This is a genomic window from Kitasatospora sp. NPDC098652 (assembly GCF_044760155.1).
Taxonomy (GTDB): domain Bacteria; phylum Actinomycetota; class Actinomycetes; order Streptomycetales; family Streptomycetaceae; genus Kitasatospora.
In genome coordinates this window covers 140,539-165,550 of sequence record NZ_JBIWAQ010000016.1, presented here as the reverse complement: position 1 = coordinate 165,550, position 25,012 = coordinate 140,539, and the positions used below count along the sequence as shown (strand labels likewise).

Genomic DNA, 25,012 nt, shown 5'->3' with positions numbered 1-25,012 from the left:
ATTGTCACGCGCTCGGCCGTTCGAACGTAACCGGGGTGGCCGGGCGGGCCGGTGGCCTGGAATTTCCCGGGACGAAACGCTTTCTGCATCTTGCTGAAACAGATTGCAGGCCGCTAGCTTCCTGGGAAATCGATCGCCCCTTCCCCTCAGGGAGCCCTCAGTGGCCGATACGCCGCTCCGCCCACGGCGGAGCAGTCCCCGCCGCGGACCCGCCCGCAGACCCGGCCGCACGGCTGTCCTGCTGGCCGCCGTGCTCACCGCCGCCACCCTCGGCGGCGCCCCCGCGGCCCTCGCCGCCGCCCCGCCGCCCCCGCCCTCGGACGCCGCCCTGGCGGCCACCGCAGGACGGCACGACCTCGCCCGCGAGCAGTTCTACTTCGTCCTACCCGACCGCTTCGCCAACGGCGACACCGCCAACGACACCGGCGGCATCACGGGCGGGCGGCTGGACAACGGCCTCGACCCGACCGACAAGGGCTTCTACCACGGCGGCGACCTGGCCGGCCTGATCCAGAAGCTCGACTACGTCCAGAACCTCGGCACCACCGCGATCTGGCTGGCCCCGATCTTCAAGAACAAGCCCGTGCAGGGCAGCGGGGCCGAGGCCTCGGCCGGCTACCACGGCTACTGGATCACCGACTTCACCCAGGTCGACCCGCACTTCGGCACCAACGACCAGCTCAAGGAGCTGATAGCCAAGGCGCATGCGCGCGGCATCAAGGTCTTCTTCGACGTCATCACCAACCACACCGCCGACGTCATCGACTACGCGGAACAGCAGCACTCCTACCGCTCCACCGGCGCCTACCCGACCCTCGACGCGGACGGCAACCCGGTCGACGAGACCGCGACCGCCGACGCGAGCGCCCCCTGGCCGAAGATCACCAAGGACTCCTTCCCCTACACCCCGGTCCTGCGCAAGCCCGCCGACGCCACCGCCAAGACCCCGTCCTGGCTCAACGACCCGGCGCTCTACCACAACCGGGGCGACTCGACCTTCGTCGGCGAGTCCGCCACCGAGGGCGACTTCAACGGCCTGGACGACCTCGACACCCAGAACCCCAAGGTGGTCAAGGGCTTCGAGCAGGTCTACCAGCAGTGGGTCAAGGACGCCGGGGTCGACGGCTTCCGGATCGACACCGTCAAGCACGTCGACATGGCCTTCTGGCAGCAGTGGGCGCCCGCACTCAAGGACTTCGCCGCCAAGCAGGGCAACAGGAAGTTCTTCATGTTCGGCGAGGTCTACTCCGGCGACCCGGCCGTCACCTCGCCCTACGTCACCAAGGGCAGGCTCCAGGCCACCCTGGACTTCCCGTTCCAGGGCGCGGCCCGCTCGTACGTCTCCCAGGGCGGCTCGGCCCGCAACCTCGCCGACGTCTACGGCCAGGACTACCGCTACACCAGCGCCGACACCGACGCCTACGAGCTGCCGACCTTCCTCGGCAACCACGACATGGGCCGCTTCGGCTCCTTCCTGCTCGCCGACAACCCGGGCGCCGACGACGCCACCCTGCTCAGGAAGGACCGGCTCGGCAACGAGCTGCAGTTCCTCACCCGCGGCCAGCCCGTCGTCTACTACGGCGACGAGCAGGGCTTCACCGGCGCGGGCGGCGACAAGGACGCCCGGCAGGACCTGTTCGCCTCCAAGACGCCCTCCTACAACGCCGACCGGGTGCTCGGCGGCCCCTCGGGGGCGGCGGACCGGTACGGGCAGGGCGGCGAGCTCTACCAGGGCATCGCCGGCCTGGCGAAGCTGCGCCACGACAACCCGGCGCTCGCCGACGGCGCGCAGATCCAGCGCTACGCCGCCGACGGCCCGGGCGTGTACGCCTTCTCCCGGATCGACGCCGGGCAGCAGGTCGAGTACCTGGTGGCGGTCAACAACGCCACCGAGGCGAAGACCGTCGCCCTGGACACCTTCTCGGCGGGGATGGGCTTCGACCCGATCTACCCCGCCGCCGGACCGCGGATCACCAGCGGCGCCGACCGCAAGGCGACCGTCACCGTTCCGGCGCTGTCCTCCGTCGTCCTCAAGGCCGCCGCCAGGCTCGCGCCGGTCGCCGCCGCGCCGCAGCTGTCGGTGCAGCCGCCGGCGGACGGTTCGACCGGGCTGGTGACGATCGGGGCGAAGACGGACGGCGGCTTCAACCGCGTGACCTTCGCCGCGCAGACCGGCAACGGGCCCTGGCAGACCCTCGGCACCGCCGACACCGGGACGTACGCGGTGACCCAGGACCTGGCCGCCGCCGCCCCCGGCACGGTGGTGCGCTACAAGGCCGTCCTCCAGGACTCCAGCGGCCACCTGCGCTCCGTCACCGCGAGCTTCACCACCGGCACCCCCGCGCCCAAGCCGGTGCCCACCGCCGGCGCCCGCCCGTACGCCGTCGTCCACTACAACAGGCCGGACGGCGACTACGACGGCTGGAACCTGTACGCCTGGGGCGACCTCGCCGACGGCGAGGGCACCAGCTGGCCGGCCGGGCACCCCTTCACCGGGCGGGACGCGTACGGCGCCTTCGCCTACGTGCGGCTCAAGCCCGGCGCCTCCGACCTCGGCTTCATCGTGGAGAGGAACGGCGTCAAGGACGTCGACGCCGACCGCCACCTCGACCTGGGCAGCAGCGGCGAGGTGTGGTTGAAGCAGGGCGACCCGACCGTCCGCACCACCAACCCCGGCCCCACCGGCACCCCACCCGCCGACACCGCCGTCATCCACTACAACCGGGCCGACGGCGACTACGACGGCTGGGGCCTGCACGACTGGACCGGCGCCGCCGCCCCCACCGACTGGGGCAAGCCGCTGCTGCCGGTGCGCCGCGACGCCTTCGGCGCCGTCTTCGAGGTGCCGCTCGCCCCCGGGGCGACCAGCCTCAGCTACATCCTGCACCACGGCAACGACAAGGACCTGCCCGCCGACCAGTCGCTGGACTTCGCCGTCAACGGCAGGGAGGTGTGGATCCTCGGCGGCCGCGAGGGCTACCTGCTGCCGCAGAACCCGGCCGCCGCCTCGCAGTTGGACCTCGGCAGCGCCAAGGCCCAGTGGATCGACGCGCGGACCGTCGTGGTACCCGCCGGCTACGGCGCCACCGACCAGGCGCTGGCCGGCGGCACCAGCGCCCAGCTGGTCTACGACCCCGAGGGCGGCATCCGTGCCGACAAGGGCGTGCTGACCAAGCCCGGCAAGTGGATCCGGCTCACCCCCGTCGCGGGCGGGCTGACCGACGCCCAGAAGGCCGCGTACCCACACCTGGCGGGCTACCGGGCCTTCACCGTGGACGCCCGGGACACCGCGCGCGTCCCGGCGGCGCTGCGCAGCCAGCTGCTGTTCACCGAACACCTGCCCAGCGGCGCCGTGCTGGCCGGCACCGGGGTGCAGACCCCGGGCGTGCTGGACGACCTGTACGCCCGCCGGACCGGCAAGGTGGACTTCGGCCCGGCGTACTACGACGGCAAGGTCGCCCTCTCGCTCTGGGCGCCGACCGCCCAGCAGGTGTCCGTCCAGGTCTTCGACAGCGCCACCGGGGGCACCCCGAGGACGCTGCCGATGAAGCTGGACGACGAGACCGGGGTGTGGGAAGTCGTCCGGGACCGCAAGGAGTTGGACGGCAAGTACTACCTGTACCAGGTGAAGGTCTGGGCGCCCTCGGTGCAGCAGCTGGTGGTCAACACCGTCACCGACCCGTACTCGGTGGCGCTCTCCACCGACTCCCGGCGCAGCCTGGTCGCCGACCTGGACGCCAAGGAGCTCAAGCCGGCCGGCTGGGACGACCAGGCCCGCCCGAAGGCCGTCCCGCCCGCGCAGCAGCAGATCCAGGAACTCCACGTCCGGGACTTCTCGGTGGAGGACACCAGCGTCCCGGCCGCCGAGCGCGGCACCTACCTGGCCTTCACCGAGTCGAACTCGGCCGGGGTGCAGCACCTGCGGGACCTCGCCAAGGCCGGGGTGACGACGGTGCACCTGCTGCCGACCTTCGACATCGCGACCATCCGGGAGAACCGGGCGGACCAGAAGCTGCCCGCCTGCGACCTCAAGTCCCTTCCCCCGGACGGCCCGAAGCAGCAGGAGTGCGTGGCGGCCGTGGCCGCCGACGACGCCTACAACTGGGGCTACGACCCGCTGCACTACAACGTGCCGGAGGGCTCCTACGCCACCGACCCGACCGGTACGGCGCGGACGGTGCAGTTCCGGCAGATGGTGCAGGCGCTGCACGCGGCCGGGCTGCGGGTGGTGCTGGACGTGGTCTACAACCACACCGCCGCCGCCGGCCAGGCCGACCACTCGGTGCTCGACAAGGTGGTGCCCGGCTACTACCAGCGGCTGGACGCCGACGGCAAGGTGACGACGGACAGCTGCTGCGCCGACACCGCGCCCGAACACGCCATGATGAACCGGCTGGTGGTCGACTCGGTGACGCTGTGGGCCCGGGAGTACCAGGTCGACGGCTTCCGCTTCGACCTGATGGGCCTGGACCCGAAGTCCACCATGCTGGACGTACAGGCGGCGCTGCGGAAGATGACGCCCGAGTCGGACGGCGTGGACGGCAGGAACGTCTTCCTCTACGGCGAGGGCTGGAACTTCGGCACCGTCGCGAACAACGCCCGGTTCCCGCAGGCCACCCAGGCCAACATGGCCGGCACCGGCATCGCCACCTTCGACGACCGGCTGCGCGACGCCGCCCGCGGCGGCAACTTCATGCTCGGCTCCGCGCCGCAGCAGGGCTTCGCCTCGGGCCTGTACACCGACCCCAACGGCTCGGCCGCGAACGGCAGCCCGCAGGAGCAGAAGGCCCGACTGCTGCACCAGATGGACCAGTTGAAGGTCGGGCTCACCGGCAACCTGGCCGGCTACTCCTTCACCGACAGTTCGGGGAAGGCCGTCACCGGCGCCCAGGTCGACTACAACGGCTCCCCGACCGGGTACGCGGCGAAGCCGGGCGAGGCGGTGGAGTACGTGGACGCCCACGACAACACCGACCTGTTCGACGCGCTCGCGTACAAGCTGCCGACCGCCACCGCGCCCGCCGACCGGGCCCGGATGCAGGCGCTCGGGCTGTCGCTGACCGCGCTCACCCAGGGCGCGGGCTTCGCCCAGGCGGGCACCGACCTGCTGCGCTCCAAGTCGCTGGACTCCAACTCCTACGACTCGGGGGACTGGTTCAACGCGATCCACTGGGACGCCGCGCAGGGCAACGGCTGGGGCCGCGGCCTGCCGCCGGCCAAGGACAACCAGGAGCTCTGGCCGACCGCCGGGCCGCTGCTGGCCAACCCGCGGCTGACGGTGGGGGCGGCCGACATCCGGGCGACCACGGCGCAGTTCCAGGAGTTCCTGCGGATCAAGCAGTCCTCGCCGCTGTTCTCGCTGCCGACCCTGGCCGACGTCCAGCAGCGGCTGTCGTACCCGCTCTCCGGCACGCCCGGTGAGACGCCCGGGGTGATCACCCTGCACCTGGACGGCACCGGGCTGGCGGGGGCGGCGAAGGGCATCACCGTCGTCTTCAACGCCACGCCCACCGCGCAGGCGCAGACCGTGGCCGCCCTGAAGGGGACGAACCAGGCGCTGCACCCCGTCCAGGCGGGCGGGGTGGACCGGGTGGTGCAGCAGTCCGGCTTCGACGCGGCCACCGGCACGTTCACCGTGCCGGGTCGCACCGTGGCGGTGTTCGTGCAGGGCTGATCCCGTCGGCCCCGGCTCCCGGGCCCCGCACCGCCGTCCGGGCGGAGCGGGGCCCGGTTCCGTTCCGGCGGGGTCATGGGGGGCCCGGTTCCGTTCCGGCCGGGAAATGGCCGGAAACCGGCGGTGGCACGGCCGGAAGTGTGACGTGCCGCCCCGGTGCGGCGCTGCCGGGCCCCGGTCGGGGCGGGCGCCGGCCCTGACCGCTGGTCAGTCACCTCCGGTGGTGATCGAACTTTGCCGGGGGTATGAAAACCGTGTTCAAGATTTGGTCATGCCGTAACACAACTGACTAAGCGTCGTGCATACGGTTTCGGTAATTAATCGGCCAATCAGTGGCATGCATCTGTCATTAAAGGCGCGTTTGCTGCCACGATTCCTCCGGCTGCAGACGAGGGGGCCCCACCCCCCGGTGCAGCTGCCCGAGCTCAGGTGCAGCGCCTCCCGTACCGCATTGCACCGCTCCGCACTGCACGGCAAGGCACTGCACCGCACGGCAAGGCACTGCAACGCCGACGCAAAACGCAACGCAATGCAATGCAAAGCACCGCAACCGCACCCCCGTTGCACCCGGCGGGGGCCCCCACTGCGCCGCAACCGCGGCCCAGGTTCTCTCCACCGCGCACGCCGAGTCGATCCACCCGGTCTGCCGGTCGGAAAAGGAGTCCGCATGTCACGTCACGCCCACGTCCGGAAGGCAGCGGTTGTCATGGCCGCCACCACCGCGCTGCTGGTCACCGGCATACCGGTGATCGCGCAGGCGGCTCCGGACGCGCCGACCGCCGTCGCCACCCAGCAGGCCAGCCGGGCCGCGCTGATCGCCTCGGCGAACCAGCAGACCGCCTCCCTGGCCCAGGCGCTCGGTCTGGACGGCAAGGAGCAGCTGGTCACCAAGGACGTCGTCCAGGACGCCAACGGCGCTCGCCACCTGCGCTACGAGCGCACCTACGCCGGGCTCCCCGTCCTCGGCGGCGACCTGATCGTCCACCAGGACGCCGCCGGCGCCACCAAGAGCGTGACCAAGGCCAGCGAGGCCAACCTCGCGGGCGTCGACACCACCCCCGCGCTGGCCGCGCCGAAGGCCCAGGAGGCCGCGCTCGCCGCCGAGCAGGGCACCGTCGAGGGCGCGCCCCGGCTGGTCGTCTGGGCCGCGGACGGCACCCCGAAGCTCGCCTACGAGACCGTGGTCAACGGCCGCGAGTCGGACGGCACCCCGAGCAAGCTGCACGTCGTCACCGACGCCAAGACCGGTGCCGTGCTCAGCAAGGCGGACGGCATCAAGCGCGGCAGCGGCAACGGCGTCTTCGTCGGCACCGTCCCGCTGACCACCACCCAGAGCGGCTCCACCTACTCGCTCAAGGACGCCACCCGCGGCGGCCAGTACACCACGGACATGAACAACGGCACCTCCGGCAACGGCACGCTGTTCTCCAAGTCCTCCGACACCTGGGGCAACGGCCAGGCCAGCAACCGTGAGTCGGCCGCCGTCGACGCCCAGTACGGCGCCGCCGCCACCTGGGACTTCTACAAGAACACGTTCGGCCGCAGCGGCATCAAGAACGACGGCGTCGGCGCGATGAGCCGGGTGCACTACGACACCGGCTACGTCAACGCGTTCTGGGACGACGGCTGCTTCTGCATGACCTACGGCGACGGCTCCGGCGACACCCACCCGCTGACCGAACTCGACGTCTCCGGCCACGAGATGACCCACGGCGTCACCTCGGCCACCGCCAACCTGAACTACTCGGGTGAGTCCGGCGGCCTCAACGAGGCCACCTCCGACATCATGGGCACGATGGTCGAGTTCTACGCGAACCTGCAGAAGGACGTGCCGGACTACCTCATCGGCGAGCTGATCGACATCAACGGCAACGGCACGCCGCTGCGCTACATGGACAAGCCCTCCAAGGACGGCACCTCGGCCGACTCCTGGTACTCTGGCGTCGGCAACCTGGACGTCCACTACTCGTCCGGCGTGGCCAACCACTTCTTCTACCTGCTGGCCGAGGGCAGCGGCGCCAAGGTGATCAACGGCGTCAACTACAACAGCCCGACGGTCAACAACATCACCGTCACCGGCATCGGCCGGGACAAGGCGGCGCAGGTCTGGTACAAGGCGCTGACCGCCTACATGACCTCCACCACCGACTACGCCGCCGCCCGCACCGCGACCCTGAACGCGGCCACCGACCTGTACGGCGCCAACAGCGCCGAGTACAACGCGGTCGCCACCGCCTGGGCCGCCGTCAACGTCGGCTCGCTGCCCAACCCGGGCGGCGTCAGCGTCACCAACCCGGGCAACCAGTCCACCGCGGTGGGCGGCTCGGTCAACCTGCAGATCAAGGCCTCGGGCGGGACGGCGCCGTTGTCCTACTCGGCGAGCGGGCTGCCGGCCGGCCTGGCCATCAACGCCTCGACCGGCGTGATCACCGGCTCGCCGACCGCCGCGGGCAGCTCCAACGTGACGGTGACGGTGAAGGACTCGGCCGGCAAGTCCGGCACGACCAGCTTCACCTGGACGGTCACCGGTGGTGGCGGCGGCTCCTGCACCCCGGCCCAGCTGCTCGGCAACCCGGGCTTCGAGACCGGCACGGCCTCGCCGTGGACGGCGTCCAGCGGTGTGATCGACAACGGCTCCTCGGAGCCGTCCCACGGCGGCAGCTGGAAGGCGTACCTGGACGGCTACGGCAGCACCCACACCGACACGCTGTCCCAGACGGTGAGCATCCCGGCCGGCTGCAAGGCGACGCTGAGCTTCTGGCTGCACATCGACACCGCCGAGAGCGGCAGCACCGCGTACGACAAGCTGACCGTGTCGGTCAACGGCACCACGCTCAAGACCTACTCGAACGTGGACGCCGCGGCGGGCTACCAGCAGCGCACCTTCGACCTCTCGGCCTACGCGGGCCAGACGGTCACCGTGAAGTTCACCGGCACCGAGGACTCCTCGCTGCAGACGAGCTTCGTGATCGACGACACCTCCGTCCAGACCGGCTGAGGTCGCACCGGCTCCTGAGGGGCCGGTGAACCAGGACAGGTGAGGGGCCCGGCGGCTACGGCTGCCGGGCCCTTGTCGTGCTCCGGGGCGGGGCTCTGGCGGGGCTCTGGTGGGGCTTTGCTCGGGCTCTGCTCGGGCTCTGCTCCGCGTTGATGCAGAAACGTATCTCCTGGGACCTTGACGGTCTGTTCCGGTCGCCCTAGGTTCAGCGCTGCAAGTTTCCGGCAAGTTACAGAAGCTTCTTGCAGTTTCGCCCCCGGCTGCCCCCACCCCAGCCACCCCCAGGAGACAACGTGGTCGCCACCCCCACCCGCAGGCCCACCCGTAGGCCCACCCGTAGGCCCGCCCGCACGGCCGGCGCGCTCGCCGCCTCGGCGGCGCTCGCCCTCTCGCTCGGCACCGCCCTCGGCGCCTCCGCCGCGCAGGCCGCCCCGCCCGCGAACAACGGCAAGGACGTCACCGCGACCCTCTTCGAGTGGCGCTTCGACTCGGTCGCCCAGGCCTGCACCACCACCCTCGGCCCGAAGGGCTACGGCTTCGTCGAGGTGTCGCCGCCCCAGGAGCACATCCAGGGCCCGCAGTGGTGGACCTCGTACCAGCCGGTCAGCTACCGGATCGCCGGGCGGCTCGGCGACCGCACGTCCTTCAAGAACATGGTGGACACCTGCCACGCGGCCGGGGTGAAGGTGATCGCCGACGCCGTCGTCAACCACATGACGGCCGGCTCCGGCACCGGCACCGGCGGCACCGCGTACACCAAGTACAACTACCCCGGCACGTACCAGGACCAGGACTTCCACAGCTGCCGCCAGCCGATCAGCAACTACCAGGACCGCAGTAACGTCCAGAACTGCGAGCTGGTCAACCTCGCCGACCTGGACACCGGCAGCGACCACGTCCGGACCACCATCGCCCACTACCTGGACGACCTCGGCTCGCTCGGCGTCGACGGCTACCGGATCGACGCCGCCAAGCACATCGCCGCCACCGACCTCGCCGCGATCAAGGCCAAGATGGCCAACCCCGGCGCCTACTGGGTGCAGGAGGTCATTTACGGCGCGGGCGAGCCCGTCCAGCCCACCGAGTACACCGGCAACGGCGACGTCGACGAGTTCCGGGTCGGCACCGACCTCAAGCGCGTCTTCACCGGCGACAAGCTCGCCAACCTCAGCACCTGGGGCGCCTCCTGGGGCTACCTGCCGAGCGGCCAGGCGCGCAGCTTCGTCGACAACTGGGACACCGAGCGCAACGGCTCCACCCTCAACTACACCTACGGCAGCACCTACACCCTGGCCAACGTCTTCCTGCTGGCCTCGACCTACGGCTCGCCCAACGTCTACTCGGGCTACGGCTTCACCAGCAACGACGACGGCCCGCCCAACGGCGGCACCGTCAACGCCTGCTACCAGGACGGCTGGAACTGCACCCACGCCTGGCGGCAGATCGCCAACATGGTCGGCTTCCGCAACGCCGTCGCGGGCACCGGGGTGACCGACTGGTGGTCCAACGGCAACAACGCGATCGGCTTCGGCCGCGGCAACCGGGGCTACGTCGCGATCAACCACGAGAGCGGCGCGATCACCCAGACCTTCCAGACCGGGCTGCCGGCCGGGACGTACTGCGACGTCCAGCACGGCGACCCGCAGCCCGGCGGGGGCTGCACCGGTCCGACCTACCAGGTTGGCGCCAACGGGCAGTTCACCGCGACGGTCGGCGCGGGCGACGCGGTGGCGCTGTACGTCCAGCCCGGCACGGCGGTGTCCGGCGCCTCCTTCAACGTCAACGCGACCACCTCGTACGGGCAGAACCTGTACGTGGTCGGCGACGCCGCGGCGCTCGGCGGCTGGGACCCGGCCAAGGCGCTGCCGCTGTCCTCGGCCGGGTACCCGGTCTGGTCGCTGGCGCTCTCGCTGCCGGCCGGCACGTCCTTCCAGTACAAGTACCTGCGCAAGGACGCGAGCGGGGCGGTGACCTGGGAGTCCGGCGCCAACCGGACGGCGACAGTGCCGGGCTCGGGGAACGTCACCCTGAACGACACCTGGCGGCCGTAGCGCTCTGCTCGCCCGCGCCCGGGACCCCCGTCAGCCCACGGCTGACGGGGGTCACCCGTGTGAGTGGCCGCGCCGTTTCAAACCTCCGGGGCCGACCACCAGCGTCTACCAGTTGGAGCGGCGGGGCGGCGGGCTGCGGTACCACTACTCGTACGACGAGTGAGCGCACCGCTGCCGGGCGCTCCTGAGGGTGCGACTGGGGGCGGGCCTCAGCCCCGCCCGATGTACGGCATCGTCGTCGCCATCACGGTGGCGAACTGCACATTGGCCTCCAGCGGCAGCGCCGCCATGTGCCGCACGGTGCGGGCCACGTCCGCCACGTCCATGGTCGGCTCGGGCACGATCCGGCCGTCCGCCTGCCGTACCCCGGCGCTCATCGCGGCGGTCATGTCGGTCGCCGCGTTGCCGATGTCGATCTGGCCGCAGGCGATCCGGTACGGGCGGCCGTCCAGTGAGAGCGACTTGGTCAGGCCGGTGACCGCGTGCTTGGTCGCGGTGTAGGCGATCGACTGCGGACGCGGGACGTGCGCGGAGATCGAGCCGTTGTTGATGATCCGGCCGCCCTGCGGGGACTGGGCCCGCATCTGCCGGAAGGCGGCCCGGGCGCAGAGGAAGGCGCCGGTCAGGTTGAGGTCGACCACCGCCCGCCAGTCCTCGACCGCCAGCTCGTCCACCGGGACGGCCGGGCCGAAGGTCCCCGCGTTGTTGAACAGCAGGTCCACCCGGCCGTGGTGCTCGACGGCCGTCGCGAACAGCGCGTCCACCGCGGCCGGGTCGGTGACGTCGGTCGGCACCACGTCGGCGGGTAGTACGCCCGCGGGGAAGGCCGCGGCCGTTCCGTGCAGCTGCTCGGCCCGGCGCCCGGCCAGCACCAGCCGCCAGCCGGCCGCGGCCAGCTCCACCGCGACGGCCCGGCCGACGCCGCTCCCGGCTCCGGTGACGACGGCGATCTGCTCCAGCATGGCGCTCTCCTCGGTGGCTCGGCGGTTCGGCGGTTCAGTGGTTCGGCGGCTCGGTGGCTCGGTACCGGTACGGTCACACTCTTCCCGGAGCCGGTCGAAGACCGTGCCGAAGCGATCGTTCCGGATGTGGAGGCCGTCGTCACTGGGCAAAGCATCCAAAACCCGGACGGCCGGACGGGCCGGTGCCCGTGCTCCCCGCCGTGCGGCCCCCGCCGTCCGGCGGGCACGGTGAAGGCCTTTACCTGATCGCGAACAAACATTGGATTTCCGGTGGCCACCTCGCAACCGGCCCGCCCCGGGCCACGTCATAAGATCGCAGGAAGGTGCCCTTCCGCGACGGACGGCGCACCACCGCTCCGGGGACCGCACAGCGCCCGCGCCCCCGGGCCTGTCCGGCCCCACCGGGGGGCCGCCGCCCGGTCAGACGGACCGGGCGCGACATCGGTCGGAGAGTCCTCACCGTGCTTAGGCAGTCGTCCCGTTCCCGTGCCGTCCTGACCGGCGCCGCCGTGCTCACCCTGGCCGCCTCGCTCGCGGCCTGCGGAGGGTCCGACGGCGGGAAGGGGAACGGTTCCTCGGCCGACGGCACCCCGGCGGCGACCACCGGCGCGGGCAGCCCGAGCGCCACGGGCAGCGCCGCCCCCGGGACGCCCGCCGCCGACCAGCCCACCCCGGGCGGCGGGAAGGTGCTGATGCCGACCGGCCCGGCCGCCAGCCTCAACAAGGTCCGCGACACCGCCGCCGGCCCGATCATGATGACCAAGGTGACCGGCGCGAAGTCCGGCGTCACCGGCCAGGTCTGGGTCTGGCTGCCGCCCGAGTACAACGACCCCAAGTTCGCCAAGACCGGCTTCCCGGTGCTGACCCTCTACGCGGGCGGCCAGAGCAACGGCTACAACACCTGGACCGACAACCAGCTGCCGATCCAGGAGGTGGACGAGCAGCTGGCCAAGCAGGGCAAGGCCCACCCGTTCATCATGATCATGCCGGTGCAGAACTTCAACAGCGACGAGAAGAACGCGCTGGACTGCTCCGACATCCCGGGCCAGCCGAAGATGGGCACCTGGATGGCCGAGGACATCCCGGCCTGGGTCCGCGCCAACTTCCGCACCTTGAAGGGCCGCGACAGCTGGGGCGTGATGGGCGCCTCCACCGGCGGCTTCTGCAGCGCCAAGATGGCCCTCCAGTACCCGGACGTCTACAAGGCCGCCGTGCCGATCGACGGCTACTTCATCCCGGACTCCGGGCTGTGGAAGGGCCACGACGCCGAGAAGGCGGCCAACAACCCCAACCTGCTCATCACCCAGGGCAAGGCCGACGTGAAGATGTACGTCACCGCCGGCGGGGCCAACGGCTACGAGAAGGACCTGGTCAAGAGCTGGGTGGCCAAGGCCGTCGCCCCGGTGACCATCCAGTACTACGAGCAGCCCGGCGGCAAGCACCTGACCTCGGACTTCAAGAAGATGATCCCGGACACCCTGCAGTGGCTCAGCGCCAACCTGGAGGGCCCGGCCTCGGAGTGACCCGGGCCCTGGGGAGGGGCGGTCGCAGCAGCCGCCCCCGCCCCCGCGCAGGCCCCCGCGCAGGCCCCCGCGCAGGCCCGTGACCTGCGCGTCAATCGGACATTGATTCGCTTCTGATCGACTGCGAGCACCTTGGATGGGGCGGTCCTCACCGGCCGCCCCTCCGTCCTCACCAGCCGTGAAGAGAGTGCCATGCCGATCCACCTGCTGCCCCCGCCCGCCGTCTCCGTCCCCGCCCAGGGGGAGACCGGAGTCGACCCCCGGGACGCGTACGGGCCGGCCACGGACGAGGAGCCGGTCACCGTCCGGTTCGCCGGCCTGCGGCTGGTGCACGCCGCCCTGCGCCGGGACCTCGCACGACTGCCCAACGCGCTTCGGCTGCTCCAGCCCGACGAGGAGGACAAGGGCGAGGCCGTGCTGCGGCACTGGACCTTCATGACCGCCATGCTGACCTGCCACCACGAGCAGCAGGACACCCGGATCTGGCCGATCGTGCGGCGCTTCGCGCCCGAGCTGCGGCTGCTGCTCAACTGGCTGGAGGCCGACCACCACAACCTGGACCACTCCTTCACCAGGGTCACCACGCTGGTCCGGATCGCCAGCCGGGACACCGGCAGCGCCTGGCCGGTCGCCTACGCGATGGAGGACCTGGCCGCCCGGCTGGAGACCCACCTGCGGATCGAGGAGCGGCAGTTGCTGCCCAGGATGGAGCTGGTGGTGCCCGACAGCTCCCGGCTCGGCGGCCTCGCCGAACTGCTCGACCTGCTGCGCGGGGCGGACGGTCCGGGTACGGCGGACGCGCTGGCCTGGCTGCTGGACGGGGTCGACCCGGTGCTGGTGGAGCGGCTGCTGGCCGAGTGCGACGACGACGTGGCCCGCAACTGGCCGCACTGGCAGGCGACCTACCAGCGCTGCACCGCGCCGCTGTGGGGGGCGGCGGGCGAGGGCGCGGCCGGCGGTGGCCTGGGGAGCCTGGTCGACTGAGCGCCGGTCCTTTCGCGGGCCGTCGATCTACGCGCGTGGCACGTGCCGACGACATATGCCCGCGCCGGCCGAGCCGCGTCGGAGCTGTCGTCGAGCCGCTGCCCGGCGGTCGGCGCGTTGTCGGCGAGCTTCCTCAACTCCTTTTGCCCCTAGGGGATTCGACCCATCAGCCTCGGGGTCGAGGCGGTCCCCGCCCCGGGGTTCCGACCGGGGGAGGCGTACCGCCGGCGGTCGATGGCACCCGGCCCGGCACCCCCTACCGTCGGAGCCATGACCTCAGCCCGCAGCGCACCCACCGCATCCGTATCCCATACCGGTGGCCGTACCCGTACCCGTACCCGCAGCCGTACCCGTGGCCGCCTGCTGCCCGGCGGCCGACGCCCGGCCCTGCTCGCCGCGGCCGCCGTCCTGACCCTGGGCGCCGGACTGACCGCCTGCGAGGGCGGCGCCGCCCTCTGCCTGGACGACAACAGCTGCACCCTGTCCGTCCGGACCGACGGCGCCGACGCCTCCAAGACCGTCAAGGTCTTCGGCGGCGACCACCCGCTGGATATGACCGTCGGCCGCATCACCGACAAGAACGCCGACGTGACGGTCGGCGGCGACAGGAAGACCGTCGACAAGGACAGCGAGTCGACCGTGGGCGGGGTCAAGGTGACCCTGCGCAAGGCGGACAAGGGCGACCACTACGCCGAACTCCACGTCAACCGCTGACCGTTCCGCCGCAGCGCTCCCCGGCGCGCGGCCGCGCCTACTCCGGCAGGCGGTTGAGCCACTCCAGCGGAGCGACCCGGATCGCCGTGTGCGGCGAGCCGTCCCACTCCACCGGAAGGCCGACCGCCTCCACCGCGGCCACCACGGCCCGGCCGGTCTCCACCGTCCGCTGCTCCGCGGCCCCGTCCGGCTCCTCCCCGGTGTGGAAGCCGCCATAGCGCAGCATCAGCCCGCGCCCGGCCGCGGCCGCTTCGGTGTCCTGCTGGTGGAAGAAGACGAAGCCCCGCGAGTCCTCCTCCGCCTCGCCGCCGATCTCCGCGTAGCCGCAGGCGGCGCAGCAGGTGAAGTCCATCGCCGCGACGATGCCCTGGTCCTCCAGGAGGTCGAAGGCCTGTGCCAGTCGGTCCACGTCCGTGAGCTCCGGCCAGTGCGCCTGCTCGGCCAGCCGTTCCTCCCACAGCGGAGCGACGATCCGCTCCGCCTCCTCCTGCGTCAGCCCCTGGTCGTCGAGGACCTCGACCAGGGACTCGGCTATCTCGTCCGGCTCCTGGAAGCCGCACCGGATCAACTCGCGAGCCCGCTCCCGGGCTTCGAGCAGCACGTCGGGGGTGAGTGCCGTGTCCTGGGCCATGCCCGCATCCTGGGTCATGTCCGCATCCTGGCACCCGGCACTGACAATTCCGGACCGAGGCCACCACCCGTGCGCTACCGTCCGGCGGTGACCTCTCTGCTGCAACCCCCGCTGATCACCCGGCTGCTGGCCGCCGAGCGCATCCTGGTCGCCGGCGCCGGCGGCGGTTTCGACGTCTACGCCGGACTCCCGATCGCCCTGGCCCTGCGGGCCGCCGGCAAGGAGGTGCACCTGGCCAACCTCTCCTTCACCCACCTCTACGGGCTGCCCGGCGAGGTCTGGCACGAGCCCGACGTGGCCAGGATCGGACCGGACACCCCCGCCCCCGAGGGCTACTTCCCGGAACGCACGCTGGCCCGCTGGCTGCGGCTGCACGGGATGCCCGACACGGTGTGGGCCTTCCCGACGGTGGGCGTCAGACTGCTCCGCGACGCCTACCGCAGACTGGTCGCCCATCTGGGCGTGGACGCGGTCCTGCTGGTGGACGGCGGCACCGACATCCTGATGCGCGGCGACGAGATGGGACTCGGCACGCCCGAGGAGGACATGGCGAGCCTGGCCGCCGTGGCGGGCCTGACGGAGGTGCCGGAACGGCTGGTCGCCTGCCTGGGCTTCGGCATCGACGCCCACCACGGCGTCAACCACGCCCTGGTGCTGGAGAACCTCGCCGCGATCGACCGGGCCGGCGGCTACCTCGGTGCCTTCTCCATCCCGCGCGGCAGCCGGGAGGGCGCGCTCTACCTGGACGCCGTCGAGCACGCCCGGGCCGCCTTCCCGAAGCACCCCAGCATCGTCAACGGCTCGGTGGCGGCGGCGCTGCGCGGCGAATTCGGCGACGTGCAGTTCACCGAGCGGACCAAGGGCGAGCAGCTCTTCGTCAATCCGCTGATGACGCTCTACTTCGGCGTCACGGTCGAGGCGCTGGCCGCCGAGAACCGCTACCTGGACCGGCTGGAGCACACCGTGGTGACCCGCCAGATCTCCACCCTGATCGAGGAGTTCCGGGACGAGCTGCCCAGCCAGCGGCCGCCCCGGCAGTTCCCGCACTGACCCGGGGCCGCCGGCTGCCCGGTACCGCCGCGGCTCAGTGCGGTGCGAGCCGGAACTCCAGGTTCCCGAACCGCACCTGGTCGCCCGGCCGTACCGGGATCCCGCCCGCGATCCGCCGCCCGTTCACATGGGTGCCGTTGGTCGACCCGAGGTCGTACAGCACCCAACCGCCGTTCTCGTGCCGCAACTCGGCGTGGTGCCGGGAGACCGAGGCGTCGTGCAGCCGCAGCCCAGAGCCGGGGATCCGGCCGATCGTCAGCAGTCCGGCCCCGGCCTGCGGCAGGCTCAGCCCGGGCAGCCGCTCGGTGCGCCAGGCCCGGTTCAGCCGGGTGCCGAAGGCGGAGGCCCGGCCGACCGTCCGCAGGACGAAGCGCTCGACCGGCCCGCCGGTGGGCAGCCCGGCCACCGCCGCGTCCAACTCGCCGCGGCTGGTGGCCTGGAGGACGATGTCCATCCGGCCGAGGAAGGTGTCGTGCGACAGCCGGCCGCTGCCCGCGCCGTCCCGGAGCAGCCCGAGCGCCTGGTCCCGTTCGGCGTCGGAGGGCCGGACGGCGCCGGTGGGGAGCTCAGGCTGCGTCATGGCCCGATTGTCGGTTCGACCGGCTTCGACTGTCCAGATCGCGCGGGGTACCGGCGCGGGGTTCGTACCTCACTGAGCGACAGACGCCCGCTCCACCTGCGCGGTTCCCGCTTCGCCGGGGTGCTTCCCGTCCGGCCGTCGCGTCCGCCGCCCGCCCGCCCGTCCGTCCGCCGCCCGTCCGTCCGCCGCCCGTCCGTCCGCCGCCCGGTTCGGGCGGTCAGCCCTTCCGGGCGGCGGCCAGGATCTTCTCCGTGGTGTGCAGGAACCGGGAGGTCACCGCGCCCCGGTACGACTTGCCGAACATCTCCCTGGTGACCCACTTGCCGTCCTGGAGGTGGACCACCACGTACGCCGCGCCCGGATCGGTGCCCAGCACCTCGAAGTCGCCCTTCGGCGAGCGGTGCGGCCCGGCGAGCTCGGCCGGCAGCGGCTCGGAGAGGAAGGCGATCACCAGCCGGACGTCCGGGGTGACCTCGACGCCCCGGAACGGCTCGGCGGCGAGCAGCGCGGCCACCTCGTCGACCGTCCGCAGCAGCACCGGCACCGGGTAGCCGAGCGCCTGCTCCAGGTGCGCCTCGATCCGCGCGGTCAGCGCGGCCCGGTCGGGTTCGTCGGTGCGGAAGAAGACGTTCCCGGTCTGGATGTACGAGCGGACGTCGCCCAGCCCCAGCTCGGTGAAGAGCGCCCGCAGCCGCTCCATCTTCACCGTGCGGCCGCCGACGTTGATGGCGCGCAGGAACGCGATGTACTGGGTGGAGGTGTCCGACGCGTTCGTGGACGCGGATGATCTTGTGCTGGTCACCCCGCCAGTCTGGCACCGCCCGCCGACAACGCCCACCCATCGCACCCCGCCCACCGCACCCCGCCCACCGCACCCCGCCGTGCGGCGCCGTTCGTACCCGGCGGTCGTCAGTGCCGGGTGCCAGACTGGCGCCATGGCTACCTGGCAGGATTTCGAGCACGAGGAACCCGAACTCGCGGCCCTGGTACGGGCCCGTTTCGACGCCAACAAACACCACGTCCTGGCGACGCTGCGCAAGGACGGCTCACCCCGGGTGAGCGGGTCGGAGGTCGACTTCGTCGGCGCCGACGCCTGGCTCGGGTCGATGTACGGCGCGGTCAAGGCGCGCGACCTCCAGCGGGACGCGCGGTTCGCGCTGCACGCCCACCCGGGCGACGAGACCATGGCCGGCGGGGACTCCAAGCTCTCCGGCCGCGCGGTGGAGGTCACCGACGAGAACGAGCTCGCCGCCTTCGCGGCCGACCTTCCGGAGCCGCCGCCCACCCCGTTCCACCTCTTCCGGCTGGACATCCAGCAGGTGGTGCACACCAGCCTGGACGGCGACGCCCTGTGGGTCCTCAACTGGCACCCGGGCCGGCCGGTGGAGCGGACCCAGCTCCACTGACCGATCGGCCCGGAACGCCTACCGCAGCCCGGAGCGCCTACGGCAGAACGGAACGCCTACGGCAGAACCGACTTGAGCGCCTCGGGAGTCCGGGCCACGACGGCGTGCCCGTCGTCCGCGGTGATGATCGGCCGCTGGATCAGCACGGGGTGCTCGGCCATCGCCGCGATCCAGCGCGCCCGCTCGTCGGCCTCCCGGGGCCACCCCTTCATCCCCAGCTCCTTGGCGACCGGCTCGTCGGTGCGGGTGATGTCCCACGGCTCCAGGCCCAGGCGCTCCAGCACCTGCTCCAGCTCGGCCACGGTCGGCGGGTCCTCCAGGTAGCGCCGCACGGTGAACTCCGCCCCGGCGGCGGTCAGCTCATTGAGCGCCGTCCGGCACTTGCCACAACGCGGGTTGATCCAGATCTCCATACCGTCCAGCCTATCCGCGCCGCAGCCCGGCCCCGGACCGCCGACGCCGCCGGATCCCGCCTGCGCCGGGAACTCCGCCGTGCCCGCCCGCTGTTCACGAACCAGGAACCAGCACGTCGGAGGGGAGCACCAGATGGACGGCGCCGCGATCATCGAGCAGCTGATGACCACGGAGGTCAGGACCGACCCGTACCCGCTCTACGCCAGGGCGCACCAGCTCGGCCCGGTGGCCCCGGCCGGGGACGGCATGTTCGTGGTGAGCGGCTACGCGGCGGTCAGCAGGGTGCTCCGCACGCCCGCCTTCGGCGTCGCGACCGCCGACATGACGGCCGGCCTCGCCCCGGAGTTCGCCGAGCACTCCTCGCTCGCCCTGTTCGGCCGCTCGATCCTCCAGCGCAACGCCCCCGACCAGCCCCGGGTCCGCTCGCTGATCGCCTCGGTGTTCACCGCCCGCCGGGTCGCCGCCCTGCGCCCCGCGGTGGAGGCGGCGATCGGCCGGCTGCTGGACGGGATGGCCGAGCAGGGGGCCGACGGCTCCCCGGTGGACTTCATGGACGCCTTCGCCTTCCGGCTGCCCGTCGGCGTGATCTGCGAGCTGCTCGGCGTGCCCGAGCAGGACCGCTACCGCTTCCGCGACCTCGCCTCCGACCTGACCGTCGCCCTGGAGGTCACCCAGGACTTCGACGAGCTGGACGCCGCCGACCGGGCCGCCGACGAGCTGTCCGACTACTTCACCGCGCTGATCGCCGAACGGCTGGCCCGCCCGCAGGACGACCTGGTCAGCGACCTGGCCCGGATCGCCGCGGAGGACGGCGGGCGGCTGTCCGGCGCCGAACTGCTGGCCAACCTGGTGCTGCTGCTGGTGGCCGGCTTCGAGACCACCACCAACCTGCTCGGCAACGGCCTTGCCCTGCTGTTCCACCACCCCGACGTGGCCGCCGGACTGCGCAGCGGCGCGGTCACCCCGGCCGGGTTCACCGACGAGGTGCTGCGCTTCGACTCCCCGGTCCAGGCCACCGCGCGGGTCGCCCTGGAGGAGGGCCTGTCGGTCGAGGGCCTCCCCGTCCCGGCCGGCAGCGGGCTGACCCTGCTGATCGGCGCGGCCAACCACGACCCGGCCCGGTACGAGCGGCCGACGGTCTTCGACCCGTCCCGTACGGACAGCCAGCCGCTCAGCTTCGGCGGCGGCACTCACTTCTGCCTGGGCTACCAGCTGGCCCGGCTGGAGGGCGAGCTCGCGGTGCCCGCCCTGCTGGATCGTTTCCCCAGGCTCGCCCAGGGCGGCGTCCCGACCCGGCGTGACCGCCTGGTCCTGCGCGGTTACGAGACGCTGCCGGTGACCGTCCGGTGACCCTCGGCTGACCGACCGCTGACCGACAGCCGACCGACCGCTGACCGTCCGCAGACCGTTCGCTCCCGGCCCGGGCCGCCCCGGCCCACCCGCCGGAACCCGGGACGTTCGGCCATTCGAGACCGGGCCGTCCGTGGGGGAGCATGGAGGGACGAATCCGGTCATCCCTGGCGAAATCACCCAGGCCCGGTCAGCAGGAGGTCCCCGCCGTGTCCGCCCCCCGCCCGCCGCAGCTCGCGGTCGCGCAGTCCCGGGTGCCGCGCTGGGTGCCCTGGCTGCCGGTGGTCCTGCTGCTCCTGGACCTGGTCACCGAGGCCGTCGTCCCGGACGCGGTGGCGGCCGGTTTCCTGCTCACCGCCCTGCCCGTGGTGGCCGCGTTCAGCTACGGCCCGGTGCTGACCGCCACCACCACGGGCGGCGCGCTGGCCCTCCAACTGCTGCTGGCCCTGCGCGCGGGCCACGTCAACGAGCAGCACCACGTCTGGGTGTACATCGCCACCGCGCTGTCCGGGGTGATGGGCACCGCCCTGTCCTGGCAGCGCACCCGGCAGAACCGCACCCTGCTGCAGGCCCGCACCGTCGCCGAGACCCTGCAGCGCACGGTGCTGCGACCGGTGCCGGAGCGCGTCGGCGGCCTGCGGGTCGCCGGGCTGTACCGCCCGGCCCAGGCCGAGGTGCTGGTCGGCGGGGACCTCTACGAGGTGTGCGACACCCGCTTCGGCGTCCGGGTGCTGCTCGGGGACGTCCGCGGCAAGGGCCTCGGTGCGGTCCGCACCGTCGCCGACGTGCTCGGCGCGTTCCGGGCGGCCGCCCACGACACCCCGGGCCTGGTCGAGCTCGCCGACCAGCTGGACCGCGCGGTGCTGCGCGACGCGGCCGACTGCGGCGACGACGAGCTGTTCGTCACCGCCGTCCTGCTCCAGTACCGCCCGGGCACCGACTGCGTGGAGTTCGTCAACCGCGGCCACACCACCCCGCTGCTGCTGGGCCGGGGCACCATCGCCCCGGTGGCCTGCGCCGACGACCTCCCGCTCGGCCTGGGCCACCTCCGCCCCGAGGACGAACCCGCCAAGCCGACGACCGTCGCCCTGCCCCCGGGGTACACCGTCCTGCTCTACACCGACGGCGTCAGCGAGGCCCGCGACGCCACCGGGGCCTTCTACCCGCTCGCCCCGCGCCTGGCCGCCCTGGACAGTACGACGCCGGAGCGGGTGGTGTCCTTCCTCGCCCGGGACGTCCACCAGTACGCGGGCCTGCTCGCCGACGACCTGGCCGTGCTCGCCCTCACCCCCGAGTAGCCCCGGCCCACTCCCACAGGTTCGCGAACAGCACCGCCTGCTCCCGCGCGTCGTCCAGCGCGTGGTGGGTGTGCGGCAGGTCCGGCAGCAGCTCCGCCGGCATCGACCGCTTCCCGATCCCGGCGAACGGCACTCCCGCCCGCGCCGCGTACAGCGTCTTGAGGTCCAGGCAGCCGGAGTGCCCGAACGGGCTGGAGCCGGTGAACCGCATCAGGTACCAGTACAGGAACTGCCAGTCGTACACGGCCGGGTACGCCACCATCACCGGCCGGTACCGCAGCCCGTCCGGCCCGGTCCGCACCCGCTCCACCCAGCGCCCGAACTCCCGCAGCGCCACCCCGGGCTCCGCCCCGCCCGCCTCCAGCGCGGCCCGCTCCAGCCCCGACACCGCCAGCGCCTCCGGTACCCACTCCGCACTGATCGGCCGCAACTCCCGGTAGAACCCCGCCGCCCCCGCCCCCACGACGTCCGCCCGCCGAAACCCCGCCCCGTCGTCCCACCCGGCCACCACCGCCCCGAAGCTCACCATCGAGTACGGCCCCGGAATCGGCCCGTCCGCCTCCACGTCCACCGACACGTACACCGTCGGCGCCACCCGCTCCTTCTTCCCCATCCCCCCATCCAACCGCCCCCCGCAACCCCATTCCCGCCCACCGCCCCTCCAGGAAGGCACCGCCCGGCTGCGCAGGTCCGCCATGCGGTGCTGCCCCGGGAGCCGCGGCGTGGCCAGCTGATCGGGTGGTCCGCTTCATCACTGGCGGTGCTACGTCCGGCTCGAGCGTTCCCGTGAGTCTCAAGAATCCAAAAAATAAACATTTGCCACTCGATCGGGTAGTTGCTTTCTGATGGCACCAGAAGCCATCTCCCGGTCCGCCACAATCGGCAGTCGGTGGCAAGTAACGAACTGGGGGTCGCGGGAAATGCCGGATGTCTTCGATCGGATCGAGTGGAATGTGCGGAAGATCTTCGGCGGGGAGCCCGTGTGCGTGCATGTCGGAAGCGTTGAGGAATGCGATATCAAGCGCCATCCGACGTATCCGAAGCTTCGATCCGAAGCGATCGCGGCCGGAGTCAGGTCCGCTTCGAGCTCTCGCCTGTGGGAGTCCATGATCACGATGGGGAGGCTGTCCGACCTGGATGGTTCCGACAAATGGCGGATGGTCATCCTCGACTGCATCGTTCCGTGCTTTCGGGCATTGTCCACACGGGTCTCCCGCGATTTTCAGGTCGAGCGGGAGGAGATCCGGTCGGCTATGGTGACGACGGCCCTGGAGGTCTGGTGCGACACCGCGACGGGTGTTCCGCCTCGCCATGTCCGGGATCGCATGGTCAAGGCGGCCTTCGAGGTGGCGTTTCAGCGAGGAAGGATTGGCTCGCCCGAATATCTGACGGATGACGTGGACATGTTCTTTGAGTCCAAGGTGTCCGCTCAGGAGTCAGCGCTCAAGGCGTCATCGGTCATTGATCTCGCGTGTATCCGGGATGCGGATGTGGCGGAACAGATCCGGGGCGAGCGACTGGGGGCGCTGCTTCAAGGGATGGGCTGCTTCGATTCCGTGCGCGGATTTCATGAGGACCTTCGATCCGGTCGCCGGTCCGGCTGCGTGGGCCGGGCGGTCAGCGATTCGAGGCTATCTCGATCCCGGATCTCCGATCCGAGCCTCTATTACTATGCATCGGACCTGTACCCGTCTTTCATCGGGCTCCGAGAGGCTGCGGCCGTGATGGGGATCGCGGAATCCGCTGCGCACCGGCTCGTTCGAGCCGGAGAATTCCCGTTCCCTGTGGCGCGGGCTGGCCGGAGCTACAAGGTCTCCGTCAAGGCGCTAATGCACTTCAAGGAAATTCCCGACGTCATTGTTCACATCGACGACATGGAGAACGGCGCCCTCCACGCGGGTGGCGGCGCTCGCCCAGTCTGAACCGCTGATCAGGCGGTGGTTCTTCGTGGCCTGCTGGGGCGAGCCCTGCTCTAGAAGGCGAGTCCCTGTAGGTCAGCAGCCAGTGCCCGCTTGGTTACCGCAGGGCGGGTGGTGCCGCAGACTGTGGACAGTGCTGGGGCCCGTCCTCAAACTCCCGCCTGCGGGGCGGCGTTGGGGCACGCACCTCGCCGCGTTGTCGTCGGCCAATGGCCCCCAGCCTTCGGCCGGGAGGTGCCCCCACCGCAGTGGCGCCCTCCTCCGCCTTGCGATGCCTGCCCTCCGCTCGCCGCCCAACTCAGGCGCCCGGCGTCCTGGTGTCGTTCGGGGATGCCTGGGCGGGGCGCCGAGGTGGTCACCCCGCGTGGCGCTACCGTCACGGGGTGGCAGAAATCGATGCCGACCGGCGGTGGTCAGAGTCCATGCCGGCGGCCTACGAAAAGTATCTGGTGCCCGTGGTCTTCCGGCCCTTCGCCGAGGACCTCGCCGCGCGGGCTGCGGCACTCCATCCGGGAAGAGTCCTCGAACTGGCGGCGGGCACAGGCGTGTTGACATCGGGCCTGCTCGCAGCGGCGCCCTCGGCCGAGGTGACGGCCACCGACCTGAACGAGGCCATGGTCGCGCTCGGGTCGACCCGGGCCCCGGGCGCGGTGTGGCGGCAGGCCGACGCCCAGCGGCTGCCGTTCCCGGACGGCGGCTTCGACCTGGTGGTCTGCCAGTTCGGCGTGATGTTCTTCCCCGACCGCGTCGAGGCCTACGCCGAGGCCCGCAGGGTGCTGGCCCCGGGCGGCAGGTTCCTGTTCAACACCTGGGGCCCGCTCGGGACGCACGCCTTCCAAGCAGCGCTGCAGGCCGGGCTGGAGCGGGCCTTTCCCCTCGACCCGCCGCGGTTCTTCCCGACGGTTCCGCACGGCTATGCCGACCCCGCCGTCGTGGCCGCCGATCTGGCGGCGGCCGGGTTCACCGTCGAGGACGAGCAGGAGCTGACGCTCCAGGGCCGGGCCGAGTCGACCGCGGACCTCGCCACCGGGTACCTCACCGGGACGCCGGTGCGCGCGGCCGTCGAGGAGCGCGGCGACGGAACGGCCGTCCGGGCCACCGTCATCGAGGAGATGACGGCCCGCCTGGGCCCGGGGCCGGTCACCGCCCCGATGACTTCGTACGTCTTCCGCGCCGCGGCCTGACCGCCGGACCCGCCCGCGCCGAGGCCGACGAGCCCGCGGCGCCCGTTGACACACCGCTGCCACGTGGCTACCTGCGGGAATCGTTCGGCAGCCGCGCGCCCGTCCGGCAGCCGCGCGCCCGCCCGGCAGTCGCGCGCCCGCCCGGCAGCCCCGAGCCCGCGGCGACGAGTCGCGCTGGGCGGCGTAGCGTGGGCAGAGGAGAAGAGAGTCCGTCGCCGTCTCATCGAGCCGCCGCCACGAGTGTGGTCGGCCGCACGTCTCGTCCCCTTCGCCG

Annotated in this window: 18 protein-coding genes; 12 read left to right on the top strand and 6 right to left on the bottom strand. The window is 71.9% G+C overall.

What is annotated here, in order from left to right:
• Positions 1-160 precede the first annotated feature (160 nt).
• The 3 genes from pulA (at position 161) to ACIQWA_RS29265 (ending at position 10,723) form a co-directional block, all read left to right on the top strand.
• A complete protein-coding gene (pulA, locus tag ACIQWA_RS29275; protein WP_402487568.1) occupies positions 161-5,674 on the top strand; it encodes a pullulanase-type alpha-1,6-glucosidase in 5,514 nt (1,837 codons plus the stop codon).
• A gap of 667 nt (positions 5,675-6,341) precedes the next feature.
• The gene (locus tag ACIQWA_RS29270) at positions 6,342-8,672 is read left to right on the top strand and encodes a M4 family metallopeptidase (protein WP_402487566.1); all 2,331 of its coding nucleotides are present in this window, start codon (positions 6,342-6,344) and stop codon (positions 8,670-8,672) included.
• Positions 8,673-8,965: 293 nt separating this feature from the next.
• Positions 8,966-10,723 (top strand): carbohydrate-binding module family 20 domain-containing protein, encoded by a 1,758-nt coding sequence (locus tag ACIQWA_RS29265; RefSeq protein WP_402487565.1) that lies wholly within the window; start codon positions 8,966-8,968, stop codon positions 10,721-10,723.
• Positions 10,724-10,932: 209 nt separating this feature from the next.
• Here the strand turns inward: ACIQWA_RS29265 and ACIQWA_RS29260 are convergent, their stop codons facing one another.
• Positions 10,933-11,685, bottom strand: a complete 753-nt coding sequence (locus ACIQWA_RS29260) for an SDR family oxidoreductase (protein WP_402487563.1) — start codon at positions 11,683-11,685, stop codon at positions 10,933-10,935.
• Between the two features lie 461 nt (positions 11,686-12,146).
• Here ACIQWA_RS29260 and ACIQWA_RS29255 point away from each other — a divergent pair, with 461 nt between their 5' ends.
• The 3 genes from ACIQWA_RS29255 (at position 12,147) to ACIQWA_RS29245 (ending at position 14,906) form a co-directional block, all read left to right on the top strand.
• Positions 12,147-13,208 carry an alpha/beta hydrolase-fold protein gene (locus ACIQWA_RS29255; RefSeq protein WP_360228063.1) on the top strand — a complete coding sequence of 354 codons (1,062 nt, stop codon included), beginning with the start codon at positions 12,147-12,149 and terminating at the stop codon, positions 13,206-13,208.
• A gap of 192 nt (positions 13,209-13,400) precedes the next feature.
• Positions 13,401-14,192, top strand: a complete 792-nt coding sequence (locus ACIQWA_RS29250) for a hemerythrin domain-containing protein (protein WP_360228060.1) — start codon at positions 13,401-13,403, stop codon at positions 14,190-14,192.
• A gap of 270 nt (positions 14,193-14,462) precedes the next feature.
• Positions 14,463-14,906 (top strand): hypothetical protein, encoded by a 444-nt coding sequence (locus ACIQWA_RS29245; RefSeq protein ID WP_402487560.1) that lies wholly within the window; start codon positions 14,463-14,465, stop codon positions 14,904-14,906.
• A gap of 37 nt (positions 14,907-14,943) precedes the next feature.
• Here the strand turns inward: ACIQWA_RS29245 and ACIQWA_RS29240 are convergent, their stop codons facing one another.
• Positions 14,944-15,555 carry a DUF6891 domain-containing protein gene (locus ACIQWA_RS29240; protein WP_402487558.1) on the bottom strand — a complete coding sequence of 204 codons (612 nt, stop codon included), beginning with the start codon at positions 15,553-15,555 and terminating at the stop codon, positions 14,944-14,946.
• Between the two features lie 69 nt (positions 15,556-15,624).
• Here ACIQWA_RS29240 and ACIQWA_RS29235 point away from each other — a divergent pair, with 69 nt between their 5' ends.
• Positions 15,625-16,587, top strand: a complete 963-nt coding sequence (locus ACIQWA_RS29235; protein ID WP_402487556.1) for a DUF1152 domain-containing protein — start codon at positions 15,625-15,627, stop codon at positions 16,585-16,587.
• Positions 16,588-16,621: 34 nt separating this feature from the next.
• Here the strand turns inward: ACIQWA_RS29235 and ACIQWA_RS29230 are convergent, their stop codons facing one another.
• Together ACIQWA_RS29230 and ACIQWA_RS29225 are read right to left on the bottom strand one after the other, a co-directional pair.
• The gene (locus ACIQWA_RS29230; RefSeq protein ID WP_360228051.1) at positions 16,622-17,167 is read right to left on the bottom strand and encodes a DUF1707 and FHA domain-containing protein; all 546 of its coding nucleotides are present in this window, start codon (positions 17,165-17,167) and stop codon (positions 16,622-16,624) included.
• Between the two features lie 217 nt (positions 17,168-17,384).
• Positions 17,385-17,969, bottom strand: a complete 585-nt coding sequence (locus tag ACIQWA_RS29225; RefSeq protein WP_402487554.1) for a DUF1697 domain-containing protein — start codon at positions 17,967-17,969, stop codon at positions 17,385-17,387.
• A gap of 133 nt (positions 17,970-18,102) precedes the next feature.
• Between ACIQWA_RS29225 and ACIQWA_RS29220 the strand changes: the two genes are divergently transcribed.
• Positions 18,103-18,573, top strand: a complete 471-nt coding sequence (locus ACIQWA_RS29220) for a pyridoxamine 5'-phosphate oxidase family protein (RefSeq protein WP_360228045.1) — start codon at positions 18,103-18,105, stop codon at positions 18,571-18,573.
• Positions 18,574-18,629: 56 nt separating this feature from the next.
• Here ACIQWA_RS29220 and ACIQWA_RS29215 read toward each other — a convergent pair whose 3' ends face one another.
• The gene (locus ACIQWA_RS29215) at positions 18,630-18,986 is read right to left on the bottom strand and encodes an arsenate reductase family protein (RefSeq protein WP_402487553.1); all 357 of its coding nucleotides are present in this window, start codon (positions 18,984-18,986) and stop codon (positions 18,630-18,632) included.
• Between the two features lie 133 nt (positions 18,987-19,119).
• On the opposite strand from ACIQWA_RS29215, the gene ACIQWA_RS29210 reads away from it, so the two are divergent.
• Positions 19,120-20,337: a cytochrome P450 gene (locus ACIQWA_RS29210; protein ID WP_402487551.1), complete on the top strand. Its 1,218-nt coding sequence runs from the start codon at positions 19,120-19,122 to the stop codon at positions 20,335-20,337.
• 209 nt (positions 20,338-20,546) lie between these two features.
• Positions 20,547-21,635 carry a PP2C family protein-serine/threonine phosphatase gene (locus ACIQWA_RS29205; RefSeq protein ID WP_402487549.1) on the top strand — a complete coding sequence of 363 codons (1,089 nt, stop codon included), beginning with the start codon at positions 20,547-20,549 and terminating at the stop codon, positions 21,633-21,635.
• Here the strand turns inward: ACIQWA_RS29205 and ACIQWA_RS29200 are convergent.
• A complete protein-coding gene (locus ACIQWA_RS29200; protein WP_360228033.1) occupies positions 21,622-22,248 on the bottom strand; it encodes an exonuclease in 627 nt (208 codons plus the stop codon). The genes ACIQWA_RS29205 and ACIQWA_RS29200 overlap by 14 nt on opposite strands.
• Positions 22,249-22,555: 307 nt before the next feature.
• On the opposite strand from ACIQWA_RS29200, the gene ACIQWA_RS29195 reads away from it, so the two are divergent.
• Both ACIQWA_RS29195 and ACIQWA_RS29190 read left to right on the top strand, forming a co-directional pair.
• The gene (locus ACIQWA_RS29195) at positions 22,556-23,557 is read left to right on the top strand and encodes a helix-turn-helix transcriptional regulator (RefSeq protein WP_402487547.1); all 1,002 of its coding nucleotides are present in this window, start codon (positions 22,556-22,558) and stop codon (positions 23,555-23,557) included.
• A 419-nt stretch (positions 23,558-23,976) separates the two neighbouring features.
• Positions 23,977-24,738 (top strand): class I SAM-dependent methyltransferase, encoded by a 762-nt coding sequence (locus ACIQWA_RS29190; protein WP_402487602.1) that lies wholly within the window; start codon positions 23,977-23,979, stop codon positions 24,736-24,738.
• Positions 24,739-25,012: the final 274 nt, after the last annotated feature.

Coding starts and splice junctions, on each gene's coding strand:
- ACIQWA_RS29270 (WP_402487566.1), top strand. CDS start 6,342: ATGTCACGTCACGCCCACGTCCGGAAGGCAGCGGTTGTCATGGCCGCC.
- ACIQWA_RS29260 (WP_402487563.1), bottom strand. CDS start 11,685: ATGCTGGAGCAGATCGCCGTCGTCACCGGAGCCGGGAGCGGCGTCGGC.
- ACIQWA_RS29250 (WP_360228060.1), top strand. CDS start 13,401: ATGCCGATCCACCTGCTGCCCCCGCCCGCCGTCTCCGTCCCCGCCCAG.
- ACIQWA_RS29245 (WP_402487560.1), top strand. CDS start 14,463: ATGACCTCAGCCCGCAGCGCACCCACCGCATCCGTATCCCATACCGGT.
- ACIQWA_RS29240 (WP_402487558.1), bottom strand. CDS start 15,555: ATGACCCAGGATGCGGGCATGGCCCAGGACACGGCACTCACCCCCGAC.
- ACIQWA_RS29230 (WP_360228051.1), bottom strand. CDS start 17,167: ATGACGCAGCCTGAGCTCCCCACCGGCGCCGTCCGGCCCTCCGACGCC.
- ACIQWA_RS29220 (WP_360228045.1), top strand. CDS start 18,103: ATGGCTACCTGGCAGGATTTCGAGCACGAGGAACCCGAACTCGCGGCC.
- ACIQWA_RS29215 (WP_402487553.1), bottom strand. CDS start 18,986: ATGGAGATCTGGATCAACCCGCGTTGTGGCAAGTGCCGGACGGCGCTC.
- ACIQWA_RS29210 (WP_402487551.1), top strand. CDS start 19,120: ATGGACGGCGCCGCGATCATCGAGCAGCTGATGACCACGGAGGTCAGG.
- ACIQWA_RS29200 (WP_360228033.1), bottom strand. CDS start 22,248: ATGGGGAAGAAGGAGCGGGTGGCGCCGACGGTGTACGTGTCGGTGGAC.
- ACIQWA_RS29195 (WP_402487547.1), top strand. CDS start 22,556: ATGCCGGATGTCTTCGATCGGATCGAGTGGAATGTGCGGAAGATCTTC.
- ACIQWA_RS29190 (WP_402487602.1), top strand. CDS start 23,977: ATGCCGGCGGCCTACGAAAAGTATCTGGTGCCCGTGGTCTTCCGGCCC.